Origin of the sequence: Aquabacterium commune, from assembly GCF_004362855.1 — a bacterium.
Taxonomy (GTDB): Bacteria; Pseudomonadota; Gammaproteobacteria; order Burkholderiales; family Burkholderiaceae_C; genus Aquabacterium; species Aquabacterium commune.
In genome coordinates, this window is sequence record NZ_SNXW01000001.1 from 778,509 (window position 1) to 799,006 (window position 20,498).

Annotated in this window: 18 protein-coding genes; 6 read left to right on the forward strand and 12 right to left on the reverse strand. The window is 67.3% G+C overall.

Going from position 1 to position 20,498, the window contains the following annotated elements; all coding sequences use genetic code 11:
* Positions 1-5: 5 nt before the first annotated feature.
* The 3 genes from EV672_RS03485 to EV672_RS03495 are packed head-to-tail and all read right to left on the reverse strand — an operon-like array spanning position 6 to position 4,530.
* Positions 6-1,121, reverse strand: coding sequence for a hypothetical protein (locus tag EV672_RS03485; protein WP_133606233.1), 1,116 nt, complete (start codon positions 1,119-1,121; stop codon positions 6-8).
* 53 nt (positions 1,122-1,174) lie between these two features.
* Entirely contained in the window at positions 1,175-2,689 is a 1,515-nt protein-coding gene (locus EV672_RS03490; protein ID WP_243738483.1) for a DUF1501 domain-containing protein, read from the reverse strand.
* A 14-nt stretch (positions 2,690-2,703) separates the two neighbouring features.
* Positions 2,704-4,530: a DUF1800 domain-containing protein gene (locus EV672_RS03495; protein WP_166643433.1), complete on the reverse strand. Its 1,827-nt coding sequence runs from the start codon at positions 4,528-4,530 to the stop codon at positions 2,704-2,706.
* A gap of 150 nt (positions 4,531-4,680) precedes the next feature.
* Here EV672_RS03495 and EV672_RS03500 point away from each other — a divergent pair, with 150 nt between their 5' ends.
* Together EV672_RS03500 and EV672_RS03505 are read left to right on the forward strand one after the other, a co-directional pair.
* The gene (locus tag EV672_RS03500) at positions 4,681-5,871 is read left to right on the forward strand and encodes an AGE family epimerase/isomerase (protein ID WP_133606236.1); all 1,191 of its coding nucleotides are present in this window, start codon (positions 4,681-4,683) and stop codon (positions 5,869-5,871) included.
* Positions 5,872-5,889: 18 nt separating this feature from the next.
* Entirely contained in the window at positions 5,890-6,963 is a 1,074-nt protein-coding gene (locus tag EV672_RS03505; RefSeq protein WP_133606238.1) for a glycosyltransferase family 9 protein, read from the forward strand.
* On the opposite strand, the gene EV672_RS03510 is transcribed toward EV672_RS03505, so the two are convergent.
* Positions 6,884-8,107 (reverse strand): glycosyltransferase, encoded by a 1,224-nt coding sequence (locus EV672_RS03510; RefSeq protein ID WP_133606240.1) that lies wholly within the window; start codon positions 8,105-8,107, stop codon positions 6,884-6,886. The genes EV672_RS03505 and EV672_RS03510 overlap by 80 nt on opposite strands.
* Positions 8,108-8,268: 161 nt before the next feature.
* Here EV672_RS03510 and EV672_RS03515 point away from each other — a divergent pair, with 161 nt between their 5' ends.
* From EV672_RS03515 to EV672_RS03525, 3 genes are read left to right on the forward strand one after another with little or no spacing between them, the layout of a single operon-like run.
* Positions 8,269-9,372, forward strand: a complete 1,104-nt coding sequence (locus tag EV672_RS03515) for a nucleotidyltransferase family protein (RefSeq protein ID WP_133606242.1) — start codon at positions 8,269-8,271, stop codon at positions 9,370-9,372.
* Positions 9,373-9,414: 42 nt separating this feature from the next.
* A complete protein-coding gene (locus EV672_RS03520) occupies positions 9,415-10,380 on the forward strand; it encodes a glycosyltransferase family 2 protein (protein WP_133606244.1) in 966 nt (321 codons plus the stop codon).
* 23 nt (positions 10,381-10,403) lie between these two features.
* Positions 10,404-10,970: a putative colanic acid biosynthesis acetyltransferase gene (locus tag EV672_RS03525; protein WP_133606246.1), complete on the forward strand. Its 567-nt coding sequence runs from the start codon at positions 10,404-10,406 to the stop codon at positions 10,968-10,970.
* Here the strand turns inward: EV672_RS03525 and EV672_RS03530 are convergent.
* The 8 genes from EV672_RS03530 to rfbB form a co-directional block, all read right to left on the reverse strand.
* Complete coding sequence (locus tag EV672_RS03530; RefSeq protein ID WP_133606248.1) at positions 10,960-11,700, reverse strand: SDR family oxidoreductase; 741 nt, start codon at positions 11,698-11,700, stop codon at positions 10,960-10,962. The genes EV672_RS03525 and EV672_RS03530 overlap by 11 nt on opposite strands.
* Positions 11,697-13,076: an FAD-binding oxidoreductase gene (locus tag EV672_RS03535; protein ID WP_133606250.1), complete on the reverse strand. Its 1,380-nt coding sequence runs from the start codon at positions 13,074-13,076 to the stop codon at positions 11,697-11,699. The genes EV672_RS03530 and EV672_RS03535 overlap by 4 nt, the downstream gene beginning before the upstream one ends.
* A gap of 15 nt (positions 13,077-13,091) precedes the next feature.
* Complete coding sequence (locus tag EV672_RS03540; RefSeq protein ID WP_133606252.1) at positions 13,092-14,513, reverse strand: UbiA family prenyltransferase; 1,422 nt, start codon at positions 14,511-14,513, stop codon at positions 13,092-13,094.
* A gap of 56 nt (positions 14,514-14,569) precedes the next feature.
* Positions 14,570-15,544: a lysylphosphatidylglycerol synthase transmembrane domain-containing protein gene (locus EV672_RS03545; protein ID WP_133606254.1), complete on the reverse strand. Its 975-nt coding sequence runs from the start codon at positions 15,542-15,544 to the stop codon at positions 14,570-14,572.
* Between the two features lie 105 nt (positions 15,545-15,649).
* The gene (rfbC, locus tag EV672_RS03550; protein WP_133606256.1) at positions 15,650-16,261 is read right to left on the reverse strand and encodes a dTDP-4-dehydrorhamnose 3,5-epimerase; all 612 of its coding nucleotides are present in this window, start codon (positions 16,259-16,261) and stop codon (positions 15,650-15,652) included.
* A gap of 16 nt (positions 16,262-16,277) precedes the next feature.
* Entirely contained in the window at positions 16,278-17,159 is an 882-nt protein-coding gene (gene rfbA, locus EV672_RS03555) for a glucose-1-phosphate thymidylyltransferase RfbA (protein ID WP_133606258.1), read from the reverse strand.
* 3 nt (positions 17,160-17,162) lie between these two features.
* Positions 17,163-18,095 carry a dTDP-4-dehydrorhamnose reductase gene (gene rfbD / locus EV672_RS03560; protein ID WP_133606261.1) on the reverse strand — a complete coding sequence of 311 codons (933 nt, stop codon included), beginning with the start codon at positions 18,093-18,095 and terminating at the stop codon, positions 17,163-17,165.
* A complete protein-coding gene (gene rfbB / locus EV672_RS03565) occupies positions 18,092-19,162 on the reverse strand; it encodes a dTDP-glucose 4,6-dehydratase (protein WP_133606263.1) in 1,071 nt (356 codons plus the stop codon). The genes rfbD and rfbB overlap by 4 nt, the downstream gene beginning before the upstream one ends.
* Positions 19,163-19,383: 221 nt before the next feature.
* Here rfbB and EV672_RS03570 point away from each other — a divergent pair, with 221 nt between their 5' ends.
* Complete coding sequence (locus EV672_RS03570) at positions 19,384-20,475, forward strand: nucleotidyltransferase family protein (protein WP_208110705.1); 1,092 nt, start codon at positions 19,384-19,386, stop codon at positions 20,473-20,475.
* Positions 20,476-20,498: the final 23 nt, after the last annotated feature.

The window sequence follows — 20,498 nt, forward strand, 5'->3', positions numbered from 1 at the left end:
GCTGTTCAAGCCACCCGCCGCAGCGCAGCCAGGGCACGCTCGGCATCGGCCTCGGACTGCCGCGCAAAACCCGCTGCGCCCTGCCGCTGCAGCCAGTCAGCCACAGACTCGCCCGACGCCAGCAGGCGCAAGGCCACCACGGCTTTGCCGTTGCGTTCGATGTCGATGCGGCGCGGGTAGAGGCACTCGGTGCCCACGGTGCTGCCGAAGTCGAGGAAGGCATTGCCCGCGTAAGCGGCAGCGTCGTAGGGATCGAAGTGGGGCTGCTGGCCGAACTCGATCACGCGCAGGCGCTCGGTGCGCTGGGCCAGCAGCGACAGGGTGTGCTGGCGGTGCAGCAGGTTGAGCACATTGAACAGGCAGGCCCACTCGGGGGCGTGGGTGGCGTTTGGCACGGCTTGCACGGCTTGCACGGCTTGCAAGGCCTGCGCTGCACGCTGCAGCTGGGTCACGGCTTGGCGGATGCGGGCCTGGGCCCGCGCCGGTTCGGTGCGCCAGGGCAGGCCGATGAGGTCGTCCAGCTCGGCGCGCAAGGCGGGCAACCGGGCGCCGCGGAAGCTGTCGTCCAGCAACATGCGGTTGTGGCGCACGGCCCCACAGAACACCAGGCAGCCGCCTTCTGACAAGGCCCGGTGGGCCGCTGGCTGGCGCAGCCGCTGCACGCAGGGCCTCAGGGTGCGGCGGGCCCAGGCGCGCCAGCGCACGTTGGCAGGCATCGGGAAGGCTGCAGCCTGGGGCAGGCCCGCGTCACCGCGCGGGTACAGGGGCTGCGCACCCGCAGGCATGGCAGCCTCGGCTTCGGGCAACTGCCCCACGTACAGCACCTTGGGGGCAGCCTTGGCGGCGTTCGCTGCTTGCAGGGCTTGCCACTCGATCAGGCTGTTGAGCCCGTCCCACAGCACCACGTGGGTGGCCGGCCCGGACCAGGGCAAGCGCGCGCCGCCGTTCAAGGCGATGCTGTCGGTGAGGCGGGGTTCAGGCGCATCGGCCAGCAGGCGCTGCCGCAACCCGGGGTGCACCCGCAGGGCTTCCAACGCCCAGCGCAGGCGGTTGAAGTCGCTGAAGGCCAGGTGCACCGGCTGGTGCGGCGCTTCGGGCAGGGTGATGCGGCAGGCGTCCATGGGATGTCGTGCCAGGCGGGGCCCCGGCGGTGCGACATCCTAACGTGGGCACATCACGCCTTCATGAAGCCCAGGTCGGCGCTGCCGAAGCGGCTGAGCGTGGGGAACACATCGGCCAACTGTGTGCCGCTCAGGCCGAACCAGCGGCCCAGGGTGGCGCCCATCTGCACCGCAGACTGTTTGGGCAAGAGCACGCCGTTGTAGAGCTGGTCAGGGCTGCCCGGGAAGTCGTTGTTCAGCGTGTTCTTGGCAGTGAACACCGGGAAGGCGCCGTGGATGTCACCGCCCTTGACGGCGCCACCCATGACGAACTGGTGGCTGCCCCAGCCGTGGTCGGTGCCATCGCCATTGCTGGTGAAGGTGCGGCCAAAGTCAGAAGCGGTGAAGGTGGTGACTTGGTTGCTGACACCCAGGGACTGCAGCACGGTGTCGAAATAGGCCAGGCCGTGGTCAAGCTGCATCATCAGCTCGGTGTGGCGGTTGTTCTGGCCGCTGTGGGTGTCGAAGCCAGGCAGCGTGACGAAAAACACTTGGCGCTTGAGGCCCAGCTTGGGCGCCGCTGCGATCATGCCTGCCACCATGCGAAGCTGATGCGCCAGGCCATTGCGCACCTTGCCAGAGCCAAGCAACTGGACATCCATCAACGAGGCCGGGCCATAGGGCGCAGCTTCCACGTCGGGCAGGGCACCGGCCAATTGGGCTTCGGCCTGGATGCTGGCCTGGTGGATGGCCGCGAGGTCTTTCATCAGCACATGGTTGACGCCTGGCTGGGTGGCTTGTCGTTTGATGGCAGCAGCTGCCTCAACACTGCCGCCAATGCGCTCGATGCCTGCGGCATCGCGGGAGAAGCCGTACTTGATGGCACCGAAGGGGTTGATGCTGTACTGCCGCACCGTTCTGCCCGACAGCCACACCGCATTGCCCGCCACCGACACAGCGGTGAAGAGGGACTGGTTGTTGTCGGCAGCGAAGGCATCGGCCAGACGGCCGCCCCAGCCCTGCGATGCACCCTCGCGCGCCATCGCCAGCCACTGGCTGGCCTGATCGTTGTGGGAGAACAGCGGATCGGGCAGCTTGGCTTTCCCTGCCACGTAGGTGGCCTTGTCCACCGGCTCGTCCAGGGTGCCCACATTGCTGAGGATGGCCAGACGCTTGTCCGTGTTGAACAAGCGCTGCATCTGCCCCAGGCTGGGGTGCAGCGCGAAACTGCGCCCTTGGGTGGTGGTGGGCTGCAGGGCGCGCACGCCGCCCAGCCAGGCGGGGGTGGCAGGCACCGCAGAGGTGTCGGGGGCCACGTCCTTGAGCAGGGAGATGCTGTCGTTGCCAGCCTTGCGGGCCGCCTTGTAGAAGTTCCAGCTGTCGGTATCGGTGGCCAGGACGGTGTTGTAGGCATCGTTGCCACCGGTCAGGAACACGCACACCAGGGCTTTGTAGTCGGTGGCGCCTGCGGCAGCAGCAGGGCCGAGCGCTGCCAGGTTGAGCGCCATGGGCGCCGCAGCGCCAAGGGTGCCGAGGGCTGCGGCTTGCTGCAGGAACAGGCGACGAGAGGCTTGGGAAGGATGGGACACGGTCAGGGAACCTCTCAGCGCTGGACCAGGAACTCTGGCGACGTCAGGATGATGTGCACAGCCTTGGCGAAGCGGTCGGGCTGGCGAATCTCAGGGTGGGGGTCGGTGATGGACTTGACCACTGCAAGCACGTCCTGGCGCAGGCTGGCGGACATGGTGCCGTACATGAGCCGCTGGTTCAGGGTTTCGACCAACTGCTCCGGGGTGTCGGTCAGGGTGCGCCAATTGCTGCTGGCGTTGCGCTGACCGTCCACATAGACATCTGGCAACTTCACACCATTCAGACCTGCCCCGAAGTTGGGGATCGAGCCCTGCCCGTAAGTCAGCAGCCCGAGCATGTTGTTGGCGTAACCCGCCACCGAGGTTTCGTTGGCGATTTGCAGTTCAGGCGCCACCAGGCCGCGCGCAGCACTCAGCGAGCCCGGTGCCGCATAACCGGGGCGGAAGAAGTTGAACACCGAGGGGGCCATCAGCGGGGCCTGGTTCAGGCCACGGTCAGGCTCGGGCGTCCAGCCCACCATGAAACGGCCCGTCATGGAGCGCCCGTCCAGGGCACGCAACGCAGCCGTCATCCGCAGGATGGGTTCACGCACTTTGCCGAAGCTGTCGCTGGCCAGGGCGTTGGCGGTGTTGCGTGCCTCCGGGTCCATCAGCACGGCCTGCACCGTGGTGCCGATGTTGCCCTTGGAGTTGTTGAAGGCCGCCGCCACGCGCGCCACATAGGCCGGGCTGGGGTTGCTGGTCACCAGCCTTTGGATGAGCTGCTTGCCCAGGAAGGGCCCGACGTTGGGGTGCGCCGCCAGCGTGTCGAGCGCAAAGCGCAGGCTGGCCCAGGCGCTGGCGGTGTCTTGCGCCGCAATCGTCTTGCCCAGGAAGGTTTTGGGCAAGGTGGAGTGGAATCGGTCATAAGCCACCATGGGCTTGATCCACTTGTCCGGATCGGGGCCCGACCCGGCTGTGCCCAGCGTGAAGCACACATCCTCCATGGGTGAGGGGCAATTCCAGCTGAAGCCGGTGAACACGCGGGCCAGGCCAGCGATGTCGCTGGGACCATAGGTGGGCACCGGCGCACCGTTCACGATCACGGGTGTGCCATCGGGGTTGAGCTGGTACAAGCCGATGGAGAACAGCTGCATGACCTCGCGCGCGAAATTCTCATCGGGCACTCGGCCCGTGGTGGCGTCGTCCTTCTGGTTGCCCACATGGGACAGGAAGCAGCCCATGATGGGGTGCAGGGTGACGTCCTGCAGCAGCTGACGAAAGTCGCCCAGCGCATTGCGCTGCAGCATGTCCATGTAGGAGGCGTAGCCGCGGCCGAAGGGGTTGCACGTGTCGTTGAGCGACACCACGAAGATTTCCGACAAGGCCAGGGCCACCCGCTGGCGGAGTTGGTCCTCTCCCACCAGGGCATTGCGCCAGATGGGATCGGTGATGTCGGTGGGCCCCGCACGCCCCCCGCCCCCAGGCAGCGCCATCCACTCCGCGTTGCGCATGTCGAAGTACGACACATAGCTTTGCGCCGGCAGGGGCTTGGCGAGCTGCGACTTGAACCACTCGGTGTACCCCAGCGCCTTGACGTTGGCCACGTCCGCTGGCGTCGGCCCGAAGGTGGCCTGGGTGAGGAAGCGTGCGGCGTCTTGGTCAGAGATGGGGCCGATCTGGGCCCATTGCGCCGTCGAGGTGGACGCGATGGACGACGTCAGGCCCGTGATGGAGCGCAGACGGGCCGAGTCCACCTCGCCACTGCCCGATAGCGCGGCGGCACTGCTGGTGTCGGTCGCGGCTGCGCTGCCGCCGCCACCACCGCCGCCGCAAGCCTGCAAGACCAAGGCGAGGGGCACCGCGTACCACCACCTTTTGACATTCGAACGCACAGTCATGATCACTTTCACCATCCGATACCTGCATCGTCGGTGAGTTTCCAACATGTGAACAGGCGAAAATTCACAGCCAGCCCAGGCCTTACCAGTTCTTACACGCACGTCACCGTCATGCACCCACCAAGCCCCCCCGCCTTGAGCGCCCAGCGCAGCGCGTTCCTGAACTGGTTCTGCACACAGGCCATGCCGCTGTGGACCACCGCGGGCGTGGACCTCGCCCAGGGTGGCTTCGCAGAGAAGCTCGACGTGCACGGGCAGCCGGTCGATGAACCGCGTCGCACGCGGGTCGTCGCGCGCCAGCTTTACGTCTGGGCCGTTGCGGAAAACCTGGGATGGCCCCACGACACCTCGGGCCTCATCGCCCACGGCCTGGACTTCCTGCTGACCCGCCTGCTGCAGGCCGATGGCACCTTCGCTTCCTCGGTGACGCCGCAAGGCCAGGTGGTGAACGCGCAGTTCGATTTGTACGAGCAGGCCTTCGCCCTGTTCGCCATGGCCACGGTGTACCGCCGCCGCCCCGAGGCGCACGCCGAGCTGCTGGCCGTGTCCACCCGCCTGCTGACCGCCCTGCGTGCCGGCTGGGGGCACCCTCTGGGCGGCTTCGAGGAAAGCCAGCCGCCCACCCTGCCCTTGCGCGCCAACCCGCACATGCACCTGTTCGAGGCCGCGCTGCAGTGGGCCGAGGCCCTGCAAGGCGCCCAGGCCGACCAGGCCGTGCAAGCCCCGTGGTGGGCCCTGGCCGACGAGATCGCCGAGCTGGCGCTGGCGCGCATGGTGGACGCCCCGTCCGGCCTGCTGACCGAACTGTTCGATGGCGACTGGCGCCCCATGCCCGGCGCCGACGGCACCCTGGTCGAGCCCGGCCACCAGTTCGAGTGGGGCTGGTTGCTGGTGCGCTGGGGCCGCCACCGTGGCCGTGCAGACGCCCTGGCAGCGGCGCAGCGCATGGTCGAACTGGCCGAGGCCCGCGGGGTGGATGCCCAGCGCGGCGTGGCCATCAACAGCATGGGCACGGACTGCGCCTGGCGCGATGCCAACGCCAAGCTGTGGCCGCAAACCGAGCGCATCAAGGCCTGGGCCATCATGGCGTCACGGGCATCGGATACAAGGGAAGCGTCGCGGTCTCTGGACCACTGCAGCGCCGCCATCGCGGGCCTGATGGGCTACCTGACGCGCCCGCTGGCGGGTGGCTGGTACGAATCCCTCGATGCCCAGGGCGCCTGGAGCGCCGAGCCGGTGCGTGCCAGCAGCCTGTACCACGTCGTGTGTGCCCTGGAGACCGTGGCCCACACCGCCGCTTGAAGATCACACGGAACCTGCATGACCGCCACCTCGCCGACCGCCACCCAGCCCCGCACGGTCGTGATCTACCGCCTGGGCAGCCTGGGTGACACCCTGGTCGCCCTGCCCTGCTTCCACGCCATCGAGCGCGCCACGCCTGGCGCCCGTCGCGTGGTGCTGACCAACTTCCCCGTGAGCGCCAAGGCCGCGCCGCTGGAAGGCATCCTGGGGGGCAGCGGCCTCATCGACCAGGCCCTGGCCTACCCGGTGGGCACGCGCTCGCTGAAGGCCCTGTGGACCCTGCGCAAGCAGCTGCGCACGCTGGGCGCCGACACCCTTTACTACCTGACCCCGGCGCGCGGCATGGCCGCCGTGTGGCGCGACATCCTCTACTTCAAGCTCTGCGGCTTCAAGCACATCGTGGGTGCGCCCAGCACGCCCGCGCTGCAGACCTGGCAGGTCGTCAACGCCCAGGGCGAGCTGGAGCCCGAATGCGCGCGCCTGGCCCGCAGCCTGTGCGCCGATGGCAGCGTGCCGCGCATTGATCTGCACGACCGCAGCCTCTGGGACCTGCGCCTGAGCCCCACCGAGCTGGCCAACGCAGACCGCATCACCAGCCACCTGGACGGCGTGCCGCGCCTGGTCATCAACATGGGTGGCAAGGTGGCCGAGAAGGACTGGGGCGAAGGCAACTGGATGGCCCTGCTCAATGGCCTGGCCCATGCCCACCCCAACCTGGGCTTGCTGGTGGTGGGCGCGCAGGAAGACAGCGAACGCGCCCGCCGCGTCACGGGCCAATGGCCTGGACCGGTGGTGGACGCCTGTGGCCGCCTGAGCCCGCGCGAGAGCGCTGCGGCCATGCGCCGCGCCAGCCTCTTCATCGGCCACGACTCGGGCCCCATGCACCTGGCGGCCAGCGTGGGTGTGCCCTGCGTGGGCCTGTTCGGTGGCTACAACCGCCCTGTGGTGTGGCACCCGTTTGGCCAGGGCCACCGCGTCATCCACCGCATGAGCGGTGTGCAGGACATCGGCGTCAACGAGGTGCTGACGCAGGCTCTGCAGGCGCTGGCTGACCTGGCAGAGACACCGACTGCGCAAGCATCGCGTGGATGAGTGACTCGGCCGCACGGTCGATGCGGAAGCGCGCGTTGAAGCAGGCCTGCGCATTGCTGCCCATGGCCCGCCACTCGGGCTGAGGTGTGGACAGCCACTGCGTGAGCAGCGCTTCGGTGGCGACCTGGGTGTCGTCGCCCACCAGGCCAGCCCGGTCGGCCTCGATCTCGCGCCAGATGTTGACCTGGTTGCTGATGAGCACCGGCACACCGCAGGCCAGGGACTCGGCCACCGAGATGCCGAAGTTTTCCTGGTGCGAGGGCAAGGCGAAGGCGTCCGCACAGCGGAAGGCGCCCCACTTCTCCGCGCCCGAGACCATGCCCGTCCACACGGTGATGTCGTTCAACCCCAGTTGCGTGGCCAGCTGCTGCATGCGCTGCCCGTAATCGTCATTGGCGGGGCCAGCCATGACCAGGCGCACGCCCTCGGTCAGCGCGGGCTGGCGGGCGCGCACGGCAGCCAGGGCCTGCAGCAGCAGGTCCACGCCCTTTTTTTCGTGCAGGCGCCCCAGGAAAAGCAGGTTGCGCGTGCTGGCCAGCTGAGGGAAGCGCGCGAGGAAGGCCTGGCGCTGGGCCTCGACTTCACCGGGCGGCACGCTGGTGCCGTAGTTGACGACCACTTCGTTGCACCGGTAGAGCCAGAAGGACTGACGCGCCAGACGGCGTTCGTCTTCCGAGGTGAAGAGCACGGCAGCGGCATCGCGCAGCAGGCGGTATTCGGCCCAGGGCCAGAACAACCACTTCTTGAGGTGCTTGAGCGGGTAACGGCGCTTGAACCAGGGGTCCAGCATGCCGTGGGTGTAAACGAAGTAGGGCGTGCTGGTGCCGCTGAGCGCCCGCCACGCCGCGAAGGCGTGGTACTGCCAGATGCCATTGACGATGACAACGTCGTAACGGTGGCGGTTGGCCTGCAGCCAGGGCACCAGGCGCGGGCTGTAGCGGTAGTTGCCGATGTGGCTGGGGCCCATCGCATGGCAGGGCAGCGGGCAGCGCCGCACCCACTCGGCCTGCGGGTCGTCAAGGCTGGCGACTTCGATCTGGTGGCCGTGTGCCCCATTGACGCGGGCCAACTGCACCAAGCCCTCGATCGGCCCCCCGCCTTGGGGGTTCACAGAAGAAATGACGTGGAGGATGCGGAGCGACATGGAACTGGCCGGTTTGCACATTTGTTGCGGACTATAGCGCCCGAGATGTACGCCTTTGTGACCGGTTTCCCGTGGCTTGTAAGCAAAGCCATCGGCCTGCCACAAGCATGACATCTGCCGGGCGTCCAATCTCGGCTGTTCGTCAGTTCGCACCATCCATCATGACCAAAGCCATGATCCTGGCCGCCGGCCAGGGCACCCGCATCCGTCCGCTCACCAAGGGCATGCCCAAGCCCATGATTCCCATCCTGGGCAAGCCTGTGCTCGAGTTCATCATCGAGCAACTGGCCCGCCACGATGTGCGCGAGATCATGGTCAACGTGGCCTACCACCACTGGAAGATCGAGAACTACTTCGGCGACGGCCACCGCTGGGGCGTCGAAATGGGCTACAGCTACGAAGGCCGCCGCGAACACGGCGAGATCGTGCACAAGCCGCTGGGCTCGGCCGGCGGCATGCGCCACATCCAGGATTTCTCCGGCTTCTTCGACGACACCACCATCGTGTTGTGCGGTGACGCCATCATCGACCTCGACATCACCGCCGCCCTGGCCGAGCACAAGGCCAAGGGCGCCATGGCCAGCGTGGTGACGCTGGAGGTGCCGCGCGACCAGGTCAAGAACTACGGCGTGGTCGTGGCCGACGAGCAGGGCCGCGTGCTGAGCTTCCAGGAAAAGCCCAAGCCCGAAGAGGCGCTCTCCACCCTGGCCTCCACCGGCATCTACATCTTCGAGCCGGCCGTGCTGGAGATGATCCCGCGTGGCCGCGAGTTCGACATCGGCAGCGAGCTGTTCCCGATGCTGGTCAAGCAGGGCCTGCCCTTCTACGCCCAGACCCGCCCCTTCCACTGGATCGACATCGGCCGCGTGAGCGACTACTGGACCGTGCTGCAGCGCGTGCTGTCGGGCGAAGTGGCCGACATGCGCATGCCTGGCAAGGAAGTGCGCCCGGGCGTGTGGACCGGCCTGAACACCCAGGTGGACTGGGACACGGTCGAGATCACCGGCCCGGTGTACATCGGCTCTGGCTCGTGCGTGGAACCTGGCGCCAGGATCGAAGGCCCGGCCTGGCTGGGCAATGGCTGCCTGCTGCGCGCTGGCAGCAAGCTGACGCGCTCGGTGCTGTTCGACTACACCCGCGTGAACGCCGGCTGCGAGTTCAAGGAAGTGATCGCCTCGCCGCAGTACGTGGTGGACCGCGACGGCCACACCTTCTACCAGGGCGAAGAGGGCACGACGCTGCGTTGGGGCGATGCGCGCGCTTGAGCGCCAGCGCCTTCGCGCCCACCCGCTCGGTACACTGACGCCATGACCTTGTCGCTCGTGATGCCCACCTACAACGGTGGTGAATTCCTGAAGGAAGCCGTGCGCTCGGTGCTAGCGCAAACGCACACCGACTGGAAGCTGCTCATCAGCGATGACGGCTCCAAGGACGGCACGCGCGAGTACCTCGCCTCGCTGTCCGACCCGCGCATCCAGGTCTTCTTTCAGGAAAAGAACCTCGGCATCTTCGGCAACCTGAACTTCCTGTTCCAGCAGGTGCGCACGGACATCACCCAGATCTTCTGCCAGGACGACTGGCTGGTCGATGAGGGTGCGCTGGCGCGCTTGGTGGCCACCTGGCAGCAATTGCCTGCCGACGTCGCCTTCCTGCGCGCCAACCATGGCGCCGAAGAGGGGGGCTCCAGCCTGGCTCGGCTGGAGCGCGACGTGCTGCCGGACGTCGTCACGCCCGACAAGTCAGACCTCTATTTCTTCCTGTTTGGCTGCATCCCGGGCAACCTCTCGAACGTCAGCCTGCGCACGCGCATCGTGGCCGAGCACGGCTGGTTCGACCAGCGCCTGCCCTACGCGGGGGACTTCGAGTTCTGGAGCCGCGTGGGGCACCGCGAGCGTTGGGCGATTTCGCCGGTGAAGGTGGCGACCATCCGCGTGCACGCGGGCCAGGCCTCGGCCACGCTGAACAAGGCCGGCGAGCTGATGCCGCAGATGGCCTCGGTGCTGGGCACCCTGTACGACCGGCTGACTGCACAAGGCGTGTCGCCGCTGCGGCTGCAGACGGTGGCCTCGGTCTGCTACATCAGCACGCACCGCTGGCAGGGCCTGCAATGGCTGCGCAAGTCGCGCTCATGGCGCTACCTGGACATGGTCAACCAGCACCTGGGGCGGCAGCGCTTTGCACTCGGCTTCCTGTCGGGCTGGCTGGCCTTCCTGGCCACCGCGGGTGGCCGCCTGTGGCGCCTGCAGGCCGCGCGCTGGCTGCTGGCACACTGACGGCCAAGCCACCCAGCGCACCGATGTCCACCCCCGACCTCATCACCGACCGCAAGGCCTTCGATGGCCCGACCTTCAGCCTGGCCAACCGCCTGCGTCGCCTGGCGTGGTCAATGACCTGGTTGCTGCTGGCCCGCTGGACGCCACCCCAGGCCCGGCTGTGGCGCCTGGCCTTGCTGCGGGCGTTTGGCGCCAAGGTGTCGTGGCAGGCGAACGTGTACGCCAGCGTGAAGGTGTGGGCGCCCTGGCACCTGGAGATGGCGCCACTGGCCGCGCTGGCACCGGGTGTGGAGGTTTACAACATCGCCCCGGTGAGCATCGGCGAGAAGGTGGTGGTGTCGCAAGGCGCCTACCTGTGCACCGGCACCCATGACCACCGCGACCCGGCCTTCCCGCTGTACGCGCGGCCCATCGCCATCGGGCGGCGTGCCTGGATCTGTGCCGAGGCCTTCGTGGGCCCCGGTGTGATCGTCGGTGAAGGCGCTGTGCTGGCCGCACGCGCCGTGGCGTTCAAGCCGCTGGCACCGTGGACGGTCTATCAGGGCAACCCGGCAGTGGCGGTGAACACCCGCCCGGAAATCAAAGCTTGAGCTTGACGAACACGAACTCGGGGATGTGCTTGATGATCAGCATGATCAAGCGCCAGAAGCCCGGCGTGTAAACGATGCTGCGGCCCTTGTCCATGCCACCCACGATGTCGCGCGCGACCTGATCGGGCTTGGCCCACAGCGGGCCGCCCTTGGGCAGGTGGGCCGTCATGGGGGTATCGACAAAGCCCGGCTTGATGGTCACCACCGACACGCCGACCTTGTGCAGGCGCTGGCGCAGGCCCGAGGCGAAGGCCGAGACCAAGGCCTTGGCGCTGCCATAGACGTAGTTGCTCTGGCGACCGCGGTCACCCGCCACCGACGAGATCACGCCGATGCAACCCTTGCCCTGCTGGCCCAACTGCTCGCCCGCCAGCGTCATGAGCGCCACCACCGAGCTGCCGTTGATCTCGATTTCCTTGAGCGCGTAAGGCACGTCCTTCTGGGCGCGGTCCTGGTCGGACAGCGTGCCGTGCGCGATCAACACCGTGTCCAGCCCGCCCATGGCCTGGGTGGCATCGGCCAGCAGCGCGGCGTGCTGCTCGAACGCGGTGGCATCGAACACCTTGAAGCCCGCGAACTTGGCGCCGCGGGTGCGCAGGTCGTCGGCCACGGCCTTGAGTTGGGCCTCGCCGCGAGCGGCCAGGAAGACACGGTCGCCGCGCTGGGCCCAGACGCGGGCGCAGGCTTCGGCGATGGCCGAGGTGGCCCCGATGATGAGGACGTTGTTCATGGGTTCTCCGCGGCATGGCCGCTGGTTTGGCCGCTGGTTTGCCCCGTCACCCGGCGCCAGAAGCCAGAGCTGAAACGGGGATCGACAAATTCTGAAAAAGCCCGCCATTGCGGGTGGCCCGCCTGGAAGATGGCCGCGCCGATGCGGCCGTCCTTGGCGGGGTAGAGGCGCCCACCGGCGGCCAGCACGATGCGGTCGAGCTCGTCGAACAGGCGCATCAACTTCGGACCGCTGTTGGGGAAGTCGAGCGCCAGCGTGGTGCCCGGCTGCGGGAAGGACAGCATGCCGCGCGAGCGGGGCTCACCGAACTGCTTGAGCACGGCCAGGAAGGAGCCCATGCCGCTGTGCGCGATGGTTTGCAGCATCTGGCGGGTGGTGGCCAGCGCACGTTCGGGCGGCACCACCGACTGGTACTGGTAGAAGCCTTTGGGGCCGTAGATGCGGTTCCACTCCAGCAGCGCGTCCAGCGGGTAGAAGAAGGGCCGGTAGTGCACCAGGCCGCGCTCCACATCGTTCCACTGCTTGTGGAAGTACAGCGTGTTGAAGGACTTCAGCGACAGCGTGTTGATCAGCGAGATCGGCGGCGTGAGGGGCACGCGCTTGGCGGTGTCTGCCAGGGTTGCAGGCAGCCCCTTGGGCAGGCGCGAGGTGTCGATGACGGCGGGTGCGTGGTTGGCCCGGTTGAACAGGCCCCGGCCCAGGCGCTTGCCCTCGAAGGCGCAATCGATCCAGGAGACGGTGTATTCGAAGTCGCGCTCGGAGGCCGCGTTCAACTCGAAGAACTCCTCCAAGCTGCGAAAGCGGATGGACTCCGAGTCCATGCAGGGGTTGGCCACGCGCTTGAGCTGGATTTCCGCCCAGGTGATGAGGCCCGTGAGGCCCAGGCCACCGATGGTGGCGTCGAACCACTCGGTGTGCTCGGTGGGCGAGCACAGGCGGCGCGTGCCATCGGAGCGCAACAGCTCCAGGCAGCGCACGTGGTTGCCGAAAGAGCCCGCCAGGTGGTGGTTCTTGCCATGCACGTCGTTGGCGATGGCACCGCCCACGGTGACGAACTGCGTGCCCGGCGTGACCGGCAGGAACCAGCCCTGCGGCACGATGAGCTTGAGGATGGTGTGCAGCAGCACGCCGCCCTCGCAGCGCAACACGCCGGTGGCGGGGTCGAAGTCGATGAAGCGGTCGAGCTGGGCGCCCAGCAGCAAGGCGCCGCCGGGGTTGAGGTTGCTGTCGCCGTAGCTGCGGCCGTTGCCGAAGGGCAGCACCGTGCCGCCCGAACCCGTCGGCATCGGCAAGGGCGCGTGGCGGCTGCTCAAGCCCAGGGCTTCGTGCGGCTCGCGCAGCACGAAGCCCCATGACTGGAAAACCTGGGTGGCCATGGAGGGCTGCAGGCCTCAGACGGCCAGGGCCAGCACGACCGCCGCCATGGCGCCCGTGATCAGGCTGACGCGGTCTTTCAGGGCATAGACCAGCGGGTCGTCGTGCATGTTGCCGCGGTGGGTCTGCATCCAGATGCGGCTGACCCAGTACAGCATGATCGGCACCAGCAGCCACACCAGCTTGGGCTGGTGGTACATGCGGGCGATGTCGGGCGTGTTCAGGTAGAGCGCCAGCACCAGGATGCTGAGGTAGCCCGAGGCACCGCCCAGGCTTTGCAGCAGGCTGAGGTCTTCGACCTGGTAGCCACGGCCCTGGGCCTTCAGCTTGCCCTGCACCTTCATCTGGTGCAGCTCGGCGTAGCGCTTGACGATGGCCAGGCTCAGGAAGATGAAGATGGCGAACATCAGCAGCCAGAAGGACAGCGGGATGGCCGTGGCCGCGGCACCCGCGACGATGCGCACCGTGTAGAGGCCCGCCAGCGTCAGCACGTCGATCATGACCATGCGCTTGAGCGAGAAAGAGTACGCCAGCGTGACGACGTAGTAGCCCGTGAGCACCAGCAGGAACTTGGCCGGCAGGCACAGCGAAATCAGCACCGCCGCGACCAGCAGCAGCGGCGCGGCCATCAGGCCGAACAGCAGGCTCAGCGTGCCCGCAGCAAAGGGCCGGTGGCACTTGCTGTGGTGTTGGCGGTCGGCCGCCAGGTCGAGCATGTCGTTGAGCAGATAGACCGACGAGGCGCACAGGCTGAAGGCCACGAAAGCCATCAGGGCCTGGCCAATCACGGCCACATCGCCCAACTGATGCGCCGCAGCCACCGGCACGAAGATGAGCGCGTTCTTGGCCCACTGGTGCACGCGCAAAGCCTTGAGCACGACCTTCAGGCCGGCCGGCTTGAACGGGTACTGGCCCAGCACCTGGGTCACGCGGGCGGCCGCGGCCGCGAGGGGCGCGCTGGCATTGACCACGATGGCACCGCGCGCATGCGGCCACACGCGCAAGTCCACCTTCTCGTTGCCGCAGTAGTCGAAGCCCTTCTCACCGAACTTGGCCACCAGGGCCGCAGCCTTGTTGCTGCCCGAGAGGTTGGTCTGGCCGTTGCTGGCCAGCACGCCATCGAAGAAACCGAGGTGGTCGGCCACGGCGCGCGCCAGGCTTTCGTCGGACGCCGTGCACAGCCAGAGCTGGCGGCCCGCGGCCTTCTGCTCCTGCAACCAGGCCACCAGGGGCTTGGTGTAGGGCAGCGCCGAGCCATCGAGCTTCACGCGCGAAGCGATTTCGCGCTTGAGCCGGGCCTTGCCGCCCAGCAGCCAAAACGGCACCAGCAGCAGATAGAACGGGTTGTCCTTGATCAGCAGCAGGAAGGACTCCAGCAGGAGGTCACTGTGGATCAGCGTGCCGTCGAGGTCCACGCACAGCGCAACGTTGTCAGACATTCGGTCCCTGTTCAGATGTCAATGCAGATTCGTTCACCAGGCCAACTCAAGCCAACTCAGGCCCGCTCATGCCGCAGCAGCCACACGCAGGCCCAGCCAATCAGCACGGCCAACCACAGGGTCAGCACGCGGCAGATCAGCGTGAGCAGGATGGCTTGCGGCGTGGAAAAGCCGTGCGCGTAGAGCAAAGCGGCCATGACGGCCTCGGTGCTGCCCAGGCCGCCCGGCAGGAAGGACAGCGCCCCCACGATGATGGCGATGGCGTAGATGCCCATGGCGCCGGGCACGGTGAGCTTGTCGGGCGAGAGGATGTCGGAGATGAGCTTGAGGCCAACCGCTTCCGCGCCCCAGGCCGCCAGGCCCAGCAGCATGCCGGTCAGCAAGATGCTGGGCGACAGGAACATGCGCGCACTGGCCAGCATGCGGGCCACCGGCGCCACCCACTTGACCAGACCGGCCGCGTCGCGCCGTGCGCCCTGCTCGGCCACAGACGCCCAGGGCACCAGGGCCACCGAAGCCAGCAAACCGCCCACCAGGCCGACGGCCACCCACAGGAACTGGCGGTAGGCCTGCAACTCGGCCAGCACCACCACGGCCAGCAGGATCATGACGACGAGGTCGAGCAGGCGCTCGATGAAGAAGGCGCCCGTGACCGAGGCCAGCGGGATGCCGTGCGGCTGGTAGTAGCGCGCGCGCACCATTTCACCGAGCTTGCCCGGCGACAGCGTGAAGGCAAAGCCCGCCATGAAGGTCAGGCTGACGAAGCGCCAGGGCAGCGTGTGCCCCAGGCGCCGGAGGTACATCTGCCAGCGCACCACGCGCAGGGCGTAATTGAAGAGCGACAAGGCGCCAGCGGCCAGCACGAGCAGCCAACCCTCGGCCACGGGGCGCAGGTCGATCTGGGCGATGTCCTTGCGGAAGGCCATGGCGCACCAGACAGCGAACACGGCGAACACCCCGTACACCAGGGTGCGCCGCCACAGAGGCGATGCGGGCGGCGCCACGCTGTCAGGGAGTGCTTGTTCGCTCATGGCCGGGATTATGGTCTTCCCTCATGGACGCCATGTGTCAGCTCTGTGCACTGCTGACGACAAAACACCCCGCAAACGAGGCCTTGAGGATGAAGGCCTGGGCGCTCAAACGGCAAACGGCGCCCACACGGGCAACTCGGTGGCGGCACGTTCACGGGCCTGCGCCAGCGTCACGGCTTGGGCGTCTTTGGGCGCCACGATGGCGATCCCACCGTTGAGGCCAGCCAGCGGCCACTCGATGCCGATGGCCGGGTCTTGCCAATGGAGGCTGCGCTCGCAGTCACGGGCATAGACGTCGGTGGTCTTGTAGAGGAAGTGGGTGTCGTCGGCCAGGGACAGGAAACCGTGGGCAAAGCCTTCCGGGATCCACATCTGACGGCGGTTGTCGGCGCTCAGCTCCACGCCGACCCATTGGCCGAAAGTGGGCGAGCCCACGCGGATGTCAACGGCCACATCGTAAGCAGCGCCCTGGGTCACGCGCACCAGCTTGCCTTGCGGATTCGGCGGCAGCTGGTAGTGCAGGCCACGCAGCACACCGGCTTTGCTGCACGAATGGTTGTCCTGCACGAAGGCGCGCGGTGTGGGCAGGCCCAGCTCGCGCAGGCCGGCATGGAAGCGCGGCTCGTTGAAGGTCTCCATGAACCAGCCGCGCTCGTCGGCGAACACAGCGGGCTCGACGATGACGACGTCGGGGATGCGGGTCTGGGTGAGTTTCATGGGGGAGGTCCTGGGGTCAATAGACCTTGTCGTTGAGCACCTTGAGCAGGTACTGGCCATAGCCATTCTTCAACATGGGCTGGGCCAGCTTGTTCAGCTGCTCGGCCGAAATCCAGCCAGAGCGGAAGGCGATTTCTTCCAGACACGCGACCTTCAGGCCCTGGCGCTTTTCCAGGGTGGCGATGAACTGGCCGGCTTCCAGCAGGCTGTCGTGGGTGCCCGTGTCCAGCCAGGCGTAGCCGCGGCCCATGATCTCGACGCTGAGCTGGCCTTGCTTCAGGTAGGCCGCGTTGACGTCGGTGATTTCCAGCTCGCCGCGCGGGCTGGGCTGGATGCTGGCAGCGATGTCGCAGACCTGCGTGTCGTAGAAGTACAGGCCGGTGACGGCGTAGTTGCTCTTGGGGGCCTTGGGCTTTTCTTCGATGGACAGGGCGCGCTTGTCGGCATCGAACTCGACCACGCCGTAGCGCTCCGGGTCGGTCACGTGGTAGGCGAAGACGCTGGCGCCGTCGGTGCGCGCATTGGCGCTCATCAACTGGCGCTGCAGGTCGTGGCCGTAGTAGATGTTGTCGCCCAACACCAGCGCGCTGGGGTTGTTGCCGACGAAGTCACGGCCGAGGATGAAGGCCTGCGCCAGGCCGTCCGGGCTGGGCTGCACGCAGTAGCTCAGGTTCAGGCCCCACTGGCTGCCATCGCCCAGCAGCGCCTGGAAGCGCGGCGTGTCTTGCGGGGTGCTGATGAGCAGGATGTCGCGGATGCCCGCCAGCATCAGGGTGCTCAGCGGGTAATAGACCATGGGCTTGTCATAGACCGGCAGCAACTGCTTGCTGATGGCCAGGGTGGCGGGGTGCAGGCGGGTGCCCGAACCACCGGCGAGGATGATGCCTTTGCGTGTCATGTCTCAGCGTCCCAGGATTTCCGTCAGCATGCGGCTGACACCGTGCTGCCAGTCGGGCAGCTGCAAGCCGAAGGCCTGCTGCAGTTTGTCGGTGGCCAGGCGCGAGTTCAGCGGGCGCTGCGCCGGCGTGGGGTACTCGGCCGTGGGGATGGGGCGGATGGCCTCGGGCGCCACCCGGATGGGCTGGCCGGCGGCACGCGCCCACTCGATGACGAAGCTGGCGTAAGCGTGCCAGCTGGTGTGGCCGCTGGCCACCAGGTGGTAGAGGCCCAGGAGCTCGTCGCGGCGCGGGCCTGCCGGCGCACCCTGCACCACGCGGATGGCATGGGCCGTGACGTCGGCCAGCAGGTCGGCCCCGGTGGGTGCGCCGACCTGGTCGTCGATGACGTTGAGCGCGTCGCGCTCGGCCGCCAGGCGCAGCATGGTGCGGGCGAAGTTGCCACCGCGCGCCGCATAGACCCAGCTGGTGCGCAAGGTCAGGTGGCGGCAGCCGCTGACGGCGATGGCCAGCTCGCCTTCGCGCTTGGTCTGGCCATAGACGCTCAAAGGCGCCGTGGCGGCATCCTCGTCCCGCGGGGCCTGGCCACTGCCGTCGAAGACGTAGTCGGTGCTGTAGTGCACCAGCAGGATGCCGCGCTGCGCCGCTTCCTGGGCGATCAGGCCCGGCGTGGTCGCGTTGATCAGGCGGGCCAGTTCGGGCTCGGCCTCGGCCTTGTCCACCGCCGTGTGGGCCGCGGCATTGACGATGACGTCGGGCTGGACGATGCGGATGATCTCCAGCACCTGCTCGGGCTGGGTGAAGTCGGCGCGCAGGTGCGGCGCGGCGTCGGGCCCAGGGCTGTGGGCGTCAAACGCGTGCAGCGCACCCAGTGGCGCCAGGGCGCGTTGCAGTTCCCAGCCGACCTGGCCACCGCTGCCCAGCAGGAGGATGTTCATGCGCGGCCGCCGTAGTTCTGCGCGATCCAGTCGCGGTAGCCGCCGGAGCGCACGGTGTCGATCCACTCGGTGTTGTCGAGGAACCATTGCACCGTTTTGCGGATGCCAGACGCGAAGGTCTCGGCCGGGGTCCAGCCGATCTCGCTCTGGATTTTGCGCGGGTCGATGGCGTAGCGGCGGTCGTGGCCCGGGCGGTCGGTCACGTAGGTGATGAGGCTGGCGTAGGGCTTGCCGTCGGCACGCGGGCGCAGCTCATCGAGGATGGCGCAGATGGTGTTGACCACGTCGATGTTCTTGATCTCGTTGATGCCACCGACGTTGTAAACCTCGCCCGAGCGGCCCTTCTCCAGGACCTGGCAGATGGCTTCGCAGTGGTCGCGCACGAACAACCAGTCGCGGATGTTCAGGCCGTCGCCGTACACCGGCAGGGGCTTGCCTTCCAGCGCGTTCAAGATCATCAAAGGGATGAGCTTTTCCGGGAAGTGGTAGGGCCCGTAGTTGTTGCTGCAGTTGGTGGTCAGCGTGGGCAGGCCGTAGGTGTGGTGGTAGGCGCGCACCAGGTGGTCGCTGCCGGCCTTGCTGGCCGAGTAAGGGCTGTTGGGCGCGTAAGCCGTGGTCTCGGAGAAGGCCGGGTCGGTGTCGGACAGCGAACCATAGACCTCGTCGGTGGAGACGTGCAGGAAACGGAAAGCGGCCTTGTCGGCCTCGCTCATGGCGCTCCAGTAGGCGCGCGTTTCTTCCAGCAGGCTGAAGGTGCCGACCATGTTGGTGTGGATGAACTCGCCCGGCCCGTGGATGGAGCGATCCACGTGGCTCTCGGCGGCGAAGTGCAGGATGGCGCGCGGCTGGTACTGAGCCAGGGCCTGGCGCACGGCCTCGCGGTCGGCGATGTCGGCCTGGATCAGGGTGGCCTGACCCGACTTCAGCTGCGGCGCGATGGTGTGCGGGTTGCCCGCGTAGGTGAGCTTGTCGAACACGACCACGGGCTCGGCGCCCGCTTGCCGCTCGCACCAGTGGTGCACGAAGTTGCCGCCAATGAAGCCGGCGCCGCCAGTGATCAGGATCATGGGTGTGCTGCTGTCCAGAGAAGGCGCCGATGAACCGACGCAAGGGACACATTATGGCGAGCACTTCGTGACGAATCCTCGGTCCCTGGTGTCGCCCGGCCCTCACCACCCTCCATTCGGGGGCATGCTGACCGCGCTGGCCAGGGAACTTTGCCCTGCCTTGCGTCATCATTGCGTCACACGCCACAAAAACAGCCGAAAGACCCGATATGGCAAAAGCGATGATCCTGGCCGCCGGTCAGGGCACCCGCGTCAGGCCCCTGACCAAGCAAACGCCCAAGCCCATGGTGCCCATCCTGGGCAAGCCGGTGATGGAATACATCATCGAGCACCTGGCCCGCTATGGCGTGCACGACATCATGGTCAACGTGGCGTTCAACCACTGGAAGATCGAGAACTACTTCGGCGACGGCCACCGCTGGGGCGTGGAGATCGGCTACGCCTTCGAGGGCGCGCGCGAGCACGGTGAAATCGTGCCCCGCCCGCTGGGCTCGGCCGGCGGCATGCGCCGCATCCAGGATTTCTCGGGCTTCTTCGACGACACCACCATCGTCCTCTGCGGCGACGCCATCATCGACCTGGACCTGCAGGCCGCCCTGTTCGAGCACAAGACCAAGGGCGCCCTGGCCAGCGTGGTGACGCTGGAGGTGCCGCTGGACCAGGTCAAGAACTACGGCATCGTGGTGGCCGACAACGAGGGCCGGGTCACGTCCTTCCAGGAAAAGCCCGAGCCCGAGGAGGCCAAATCCCAGCTGGCCTCCACCGGCATCTACATCTTCGAGCCCAGCGTGATCGACCTGATCCCGCCCGACCGCGAATTCGACATCGGCAGCCAGCTTTTCCCCCTGCTGGTGGAAAAGGGCCTGCCCTTTTACGCCCAGAGCCGCCATTTCAACTGGATCGACATCGGCCGCGTGGCCGACTACTGGGCCGTCTGCCAACGCGTGCTGGCCGGTGAAATCGCCCAGATGGACATGCCTGGCAAGGAAGTGCGCCCTGGCGTCTGGGTGGGCCTGAACACCCGCATCGACTGGGACACGGTGAAGATCAACGGGCCGGTGTACATCGGCTCGGGCAGCTGCGTGGAGCCGGGCGTGACCCTGGAAGGCCCGTGCTGGATCGGCCATGGCAGCCGCCTGCGCCAGGGTTGCAGCGTCAAACGCAGCGTGTTGTTCGAGTACACCCGGGTGTCCGAGAACACGGTGCTTGAAGACGTGGTGGCCTCGCCGCAGTACTGCGTGGACCGCCACGGCAAGACCACCTACCAGGGCGACGAGACCACCTCGCTGCGCTGGGGAGATGCGCGCGCTTGATGCACGCGCTGGACCCGTGGCGC

Bases quoted from the DNA above. Each gene is read 5' to 3' on its own strand.
- EV672_RS03485 (WP_133606233.1), bottom strand. From the start codon at position 1,121: ATGGACGCCTGCCGCATCACCCTGCCCGAAGCGCCGCACCAGCCGGTG.
- EV672_RS03500 (WP_133606236.1), top strand. From the start codon at position 4,681: ATGCACCCACCAAGCCCCCCCGCCTTGAGCGCCCAGCGCAGCGCGTTC.
- EV672_RS03505 (WP_133606238.1), top strand. From the start codon at position 5,890: ATGACCGCCACCTCGCCGACCGCCACCCAGCCCCGCACGGTCGTGATC.
- EV672_RS03510 (WP_133606240.1), bottom strand. From the start codon at position 8,107: ATGTCGCTCCGCATCCTCCACGTCATTTCTTCTGTGAACCCCCAAGGC.
- EV672_RS03515 (WP_133606242.1), top strand. From the start codon at position 8,269: ATGACCAAAGCCATGATCCTGGCCGCCGGCCAGGGCACCCGCATCCGT.
- EV672_RS03520 (WP_133606244.1), top strand. From the start codon at position 9,415: ATGACCTTGTCGCTCGTGATGCCCACCTACAACGGTGGTGAATTCCTG.
- EV672_RS03525 (WP_133606246.1), top strand. From the start codon at position 10,404: ATGTCCACCCCCGACCTCATCACCGACCGCAAGGCCTTCGATGGCCCG.
- EV672_RS03530 (WP_133606248.1), bottom strand. From the start codon at position 11,700: ATGAACAACGTCCTCATCATCGGGGCCACCTCGGCCATCGCCGAAGCC.
- EV672_RS03535 (WP_133606250.1), bottom strand. From the start codon at position 13,076: ATGGCCACCCAGGTTTTCCAGTCATGGGGCTTCGTGCTGCGCGAGCCG.
- EV672_RS03540 (WP_133606252.1), bottom strand. From the start codon at position 14,513: ATGTCTGACAACGTTGCGCTGTGCGTGGACCTCGACGGCACGCTGATC.
- EV672_RS03545 (WP_133606254.1), bottom strand. From the start codon at position 15,544: ATGAGCGAACAAGCACTCCCTGACAGCGTGGCGCCGCCCGCATCGCCT.
- rfbC (WP_133606256.1), bottom strand. From the start codon at position 16,261: ATGAAACTCACCCAGACCCGCATCCCCGACGTCGTCATCGTCGAGCCC.
- rfbA (WP_133606258.1), bottom strand. From the start codon at position 17,159: ATGACACGCAAAGGCATCATCCTCGCCGGTGGTTCGGGCACCCGCCTG.
- rfbD (WP_133606261.1), bottom strand. From the start codon at position 18,095: ATGAACATCCTCCTGCTGGGCAGCGGTGGCCAGGTCGGCTGGGAACTG.
- rfbB (WP_133606263.1), bottom strand. From the start codon at position 19,162: ATGATCCTGATCACTGGCGGCGCCGGCTTCATTGGCGGCAACTTCGTG.
- EV672_RS03570 (WP_208110705.1), top strand. From the start codon at position 19,384: ATGATCCTGGCCGCCGGTCAGGGCACCCGCGTCAGGCCCCTGACCAAG.